General features: G+C 64.1%; 3 protein-coding genes. All 3 read left to right on the top strand.

What is annotated here, in order from left to right:
- Positions 1-338 precede the first annotated feature (338 nt).
- The 3 genes from SPHI_RS14590 (at position 339) to SPHI_RS14580 (ending at position 4,802) form a co-directional block, all read left to right on the top strand.
- On the top strand, positions 339-1,673 hold the full coding sequence (locus tag SPHI_RS14590; RefSeq protein WP_083720025.1) for a sulfotransferase family protein: 1,335 nt from the start codon (positions 339-341) through the stop codon (positions 1,671-1,673).
- A gap of 192 nt (positions 1,674-1,865) precedes the next feature.
- Complete coding sequence (locus tag SPHI_RS14585) at positions 1,866-3,305, top strand: NAD-dependent succinate-semialdehyde dehydrogenase (RefSeq protein WP_076745686.1); 1,440 nt, start codon at positions 1,866-1,868, stop codon at positions 3,303-3,305.
- 279 nt (positions 3,306-3,584) lie between these two features.
- Positions 3,585-4,802, top strand: a complete 1,218-nt coding sequence (locus SPHI_RS14580; protein ID WP_076745688.1) for an NAD(P)/FAD-dependent oxidoreductase — start codon at positions 3,585-3,587, stop codon at positions 4,800-4,802.
- Positions 4,803-5,095: the final 293 nt, after the last annotated feature.

Below are 5,095 nucleotides of genomic sequence, written 5' to 3'. Positions count from 1 at the left end.
TTCACTCCAGCCTCGTGCTCACGCAGCACGCCTATGATCTGATCCTCGGTAAAACGGCCTCGCCGCATCGCTCGTCTCCATCTGACCAGCTAACTTACCAATGGCATGATTTCCGGGGAGCAGGTCATCCATCATGCGCGTGAATACGCCTCGAATGGGTCCTGACCCTAAAGACACCCTCTCCGCCACGCCTATTCCTCTGCGGTGCTCGGCAGCCTGCCAGCGATCGGTCAGGGCCAGACACTGGGCAGGAAAGGCGAAGTACGGCGAGGCTGCTTGATCCCCTGACTTTTGCAGTGCCACACGGCACGTCAGTAAAGATCGCGCGTTGCCGTGTGATGCCGCCATTCAGTTCGCCGCCCCTTGCCGCGCCTCCGATTGTTACTGCAGCCAACGCGAACCCGATTAGCGGCACGCGCTATGCCCGCCTCCGGATGATGGATGCGGCGCTGGAGAGTGCCTGGCGTCGCGGCTGGGCGGAGCGTCCGACGCTCGACCCCGATGCGCTGATCCGGAAGGCAGCAATAAAGGTGGGGCAGGTCGCGGATCAGCGCGGCAGTGGTTGGCGCGAACGCCTAACGTTGCTTTGCGCCGATCTGGAGAGCGTCGCGGCATTAACCCCCTTGGGCCGAACGATCGCGCACGGGCAACTGGTCGCCGCCTTGTCCAACCGCATGCGCTTTCAGGCTTTGTGGCGACGGCACGGGGAGATTGCCGAACAGCCGGTAACGGCGCCGATCATCATTGTTGGCCAGATGCGTTCGGGGACAACGCGCATGCAGCGTCTGCTCGCCTGTGACCCTCGGCTGGCGTTTACGCGCTTTTACGAGAGCTGGAACCCGATCCCGCAAACCCCGAAGCGCGGCGGGATCGACGATCGCAAGCTTCGCGGCTGGCTGGGCCTGTGCAGCGCTCGGCTGTTGAACCCGGCCTTTGACGCCATTCATCCCACCCGCTGGGATGCGGCGGACGAAGAGATCGGCTTACAAAGCCTCTCGATCTTCGGATCAGCGTTCGAGGCTCAATGGCGCGTGCCGACCTATTGCGCGGCGGTGGAGGCGGATGACGGCATTGCGGTTTATGCCGAGTTTCGACAGCTACTTCAGACGATCGCCTGGCTACGCAGCGAAGACGCAAGCCGTCCGTGGATACTCAAGGTACCGCAGTTCAGCCAGGATCTTGCCGCGGTGCTTCACACCTTTCCCGATGCGCGGCTGATCTGTCTGCACCGTGATTCCAGACAGGTGATCGCCTCGTCGGCGTCGCTGGTCCGCAACCAGATGGCGATCCAGTCGGCACACGTGGACCCTCTCTGGATCGGGCGCGAATGGAGCCGCAAGGTCGCGCTGCGCGATGAGCGAACAGCGGCCGCCCGCGCGCGCAGCGACGCACCGCAAGTCGATGTCGCGTTCGAGGACGTGGATCGCGACTGGGAGGGTGAAATGGCGCGCGTGTATCGCATGCTCGATCTGCCGCTCCCGCCAGCGGTGATCGCCCGAATGCGCGATTATACCCAGCGTTCTCGCTCGGGCCGCCACGCTCGCCATCTTTATCGGGCTGACGAATTCGGTCTCCCAGCGTCGATGAAAGGGGAGGGCGGGGAGCGTCACACGCCATATGGGAGGCTGCTTGGCGGTTGCGAAGCGGCTCCACCGGCCGTGCACGCCGTTTGAAAGACGCTTCGAATACGGGGGCAGGCTGAGACCCGCCCAGCACGCAAGAACCAGTCCCCATCGTCTCGTCTCCCCTGCGGATTGGAAAGGGGCGTTCATGCGCTACATGGGGATGATCACCCGCTGCCCTCCGACGAGCCATCAGCCACCGGCGGGCTCTTCATGCGGCTTGCCAATCAACGGAGTGCCCCAATGGCCTACCTCGACACGCAGCTTTTCATTGACGGCCGCTGGCAGGATGCGGCCGATGGTCGCACGCTGCCGGTGCAGAATCCGGCGACAGGGCAGGAGATTGGCCGCGTTGCGCATGCCGGCATCGCCGATCTCGATCGTGCGCTGGCCGCCGCTCAGCGCGGCTTCGAAGTGTGGCGTGACTATACGCCCGCGCAGCGCAGCCGCATCATGCGCAAAGCCGCCGAGCTGATGCGCGAGCGCGCTGGCGACACTGCGGCGCTATTGACTCAGGAACAGGGCAAGCCGCTGGTGGAGGCCAAGGGCGAGGCGACGGCCGCGGCGGACATCATCGAATGGTTCGCGGAGGAAGGCTTCCGCGTGTACGGCCGGCTCGTCCCGCACCGTACCAACCTTGCCGTCCGCCAGATGGTGGTAAAGGACCCGGTCGGCCCGGTCGCGGCCTTCACGCCGTGGAACTTCCCGATCAATCAGATCGTGCGAAAGATCAGCGCCGGCCTTGCCGCAGGCTGTTCGATGATCGTCAAGGCGCCCGAGGAAACGCCGGCCAGCCCGGCCGCGCTGATCCGCGCCTTTCAGGATGCCGGTTTGCCCGAGGGCGTGCTTGGCCTGGTGTTCGGCAATCCGTCCGAGATCTCCGAATATCTCATCGCCAGCGCGATCATCCGCAAGATCACCTTCACCGGATCGACACCGGTGGGGAAGCTGCTCGCCGGCCTAGCTGGCCAGCATATGAAGCGCGTTTCCATGGAATTGGGCGGGCATGCGCCAGTGATCGTCTGCGAGGACGCCGATCTTGACCTCGCCGTGAAAAGCGTCGGCCGGGCGAAATTCCGCAACGCGGGCCAGGTGTGCATCTCGCCGACGCGCTTCCTGGTGCACAACAGCGTCAAGCAACAATTCGCCGAGGCGCTGGCCGAGCTCGCCAAAACGATCAAGGTCGGCGACGGCCTGGCGGAAGGCACCGAGATGGGCCCATTGGCCAATCCGCGACGGCTGACGGCGATGGCCGAGTTCCAGGAGGATGCCGTCGCCAAGGGCGCGACGGTTCTGACCGGCGGCAGCCGGATCGGCGAATCGGGCAACTTCTGGGCGCCAACCGTGCTCAGCGACGTGCCGCTCGACGCACGTTTGTTCAATGATGAGCCGTTCGGCCCCGTCGCCGGCATCCGCGGCTATGACGATCTCGGCGAAGCGATCGCCGAGGCCAATCGCCTATCCTATGGCCTTGCCGGTTATGCGTTCACCAGATCGCTGGCCAATGCCGACCTGCTGGCCCGCCGTGTCGAGGTGGGCATGTTGTGGGTAAACACACCCGCGGCCGGCAGCGCCGAGCTTCCGTTCGGCGGGATCAAGGATTCGGGCTATGGCACGGAGGGCGGCCCGGAGGCGCTCGACGCTTATCTGAACACGCGGGCTGTGGTGGTGGCAAACGTCTGACGGCGTCCGCGGGAATGGGGCAGATCACCTTCTCGGCCCGGCCGCGGAGGTGGCTCACCAACGAAGCGCTTCGGCTCGCAGCTTCGCGCAAGGTTTGTCGCACAGTAATGGTCGACGCCGTGTTGTGCGGCGGGTGTCGTGCTGTTCGATGATCGTATTTCCAGTTCACGATCCTTAAGTCCGAAGTTCTTGACGCTCGCGGCCGGCAGCAACAGTGACGATCACCTGGGCCTTTCGAGAAGGCTAGGGATGCCCAACGAGGCAAGGGAGGACCGCGCAGTGAAAAACTACGACGTCGTGATCGTGGGTGCCGGACACGGCGGTGCGCAAGCCGCTATCGCGCTACGTCAAGCCAAGTTCGACGGCAGCATCGCGATAATCGGCGCCGAACCTGAGTTGCCGTACGAGCGCCCGCCATTGTCCAAGGAATATCTTGCCGGCGACAAGGGCTTTGAGCGGATCTTGATCCGTCCCGCCGCCTTCTGGCAGGAGCGGAGCGTCGACATGCTACTCGGTCGCGAGGTGACTGGCGTCGATCCTGCCGCCCGAACCGTCATCGCTGATGGTGAACCGATCGGTTACCGCCACTTGATCTGGGCGACCGGCGGGAACCCGCGGCGTTTGACGTGCGCCGGCCATGATCTCGCCGGCGTTCATACCGTGCGCACCCGTGCCGATGCCGATCGTCTGATGGCTGAGCTGCCCGATGTCGCTCAGGCGGTGGTGATCGGCGGCGGCTATATCGGGCTTGAAGCCGCGGCGGTGCTCGCCAAGTTCGGCAAGAAGGTCATGCTGCTCGAGGCGCTGAATCGCGTCCTCGCGCGTGTCGCCGGCGAGCCGCTTTCCCGCTTCTATGAAGCCGAGCATCGCGCGCATGGCGTCGACATCCGTCTAGGGGCCACGGTTGATTGCATCCTTGGCGAAGACGGCAAAGTTACTGGCGTGCGCCTCGCCGATGGAGAGACCGTACCGGCGCAGCTGGTGATCGTCGGCATTGGCATCGTGCCAGCGGTGCAGCCGTTGCTCGATGCCGGGGCGGGGGGCGGCAACGGCGTTGCAGTCAATGCACAATGCCGCACCAGCCTCGCAGACGTGTTCGCGATTGGCGACTGCGCGCTTCATGCCAACGGCTTTGCGGGCGGCGCGGCGATCCGGCTGGAGTCGGTGCAGAACGCCAATGACCAGGCCAATGTTGTCGCGAAGGCGATCACCGGCCAGGGTGCTGTCTATCATGCGGTGCCGTGGTTCTGGTCCAACCAGTACGACCTGAAGCTGCAGACGGTCGGCCTTTCACTCGGCCATGACACTGCCGTCCTGCGCGGCGACCCTGCTGCGCGTAGTTTCTCCCTGATCTACCTTAGGGAGCGGCGAGTCATCGCGCTCGACTGCGTCAATGCGGTGAAAGACTATGTGCAGGGCCGAAAGCTGGTTGAAGCTGGCGCCACGCCCGACCGCACGCGTCTCGCGGATGTGAGGATCCAGCTCAAGGAACTGTGAGGTCGGGGTCGCGAACCGATCGACGTGATTCGGCTAGCGGGGAGACGATTCGTGACGAATTCACGACAGCTCTGCGTATTGCGTCGCCGAAAAAACGGCGGAAACCCGCGGGTTTTGGTGTGCGGTGTAAGAAAGTTGCAAAAACTGTTTGACGGTGTGGGTTGGTCCCCCTAGATGGGTGTCACCGCAGCGGTGGCCCGGACGGGTTGTCGTGGTGGTCACCTGACATTCAGGCGCTTTGGTCGCTCTTCGAAAGAGGGAAGTGGCTGGGCGTCGGTTTTTGTCGCTCTTTG

Origin of the sequence: Sphingomonas jeddahensis, from assembly GCF_001981525.1 — a bacterium.
Lineage (GTDB): Bacteria > Pseudomonadota > Alphaproteobacteria > Sphingomonadales > Sphingomonadaceae > Sphingomonas > Sphingomonas jeddahensis.
The sequence above is the reverse complement of the archived record's forward strand: the minus strand, read 5'-3'. Positions and strand labels throughout refer to the sequence as shown.

What these genes read in the sequence shown, in the direction of transcription:
- SPHI_RS14590 (WP_083720025.1), top strand. Translation starts at nt 339, where the DNA reads ATGCCGCCATTCAGTTCGCCGCCCCTTGCCGCGCCTCCGATTGTTACT.
- SPHI_RS14585 (WP_076745686.1), top strand. Translation starts at nt 1,866, where the DNA reads ATGGCCTACCTCGACACGCAGCTTTTCATTGACGGCCGCTGGCAGGAT.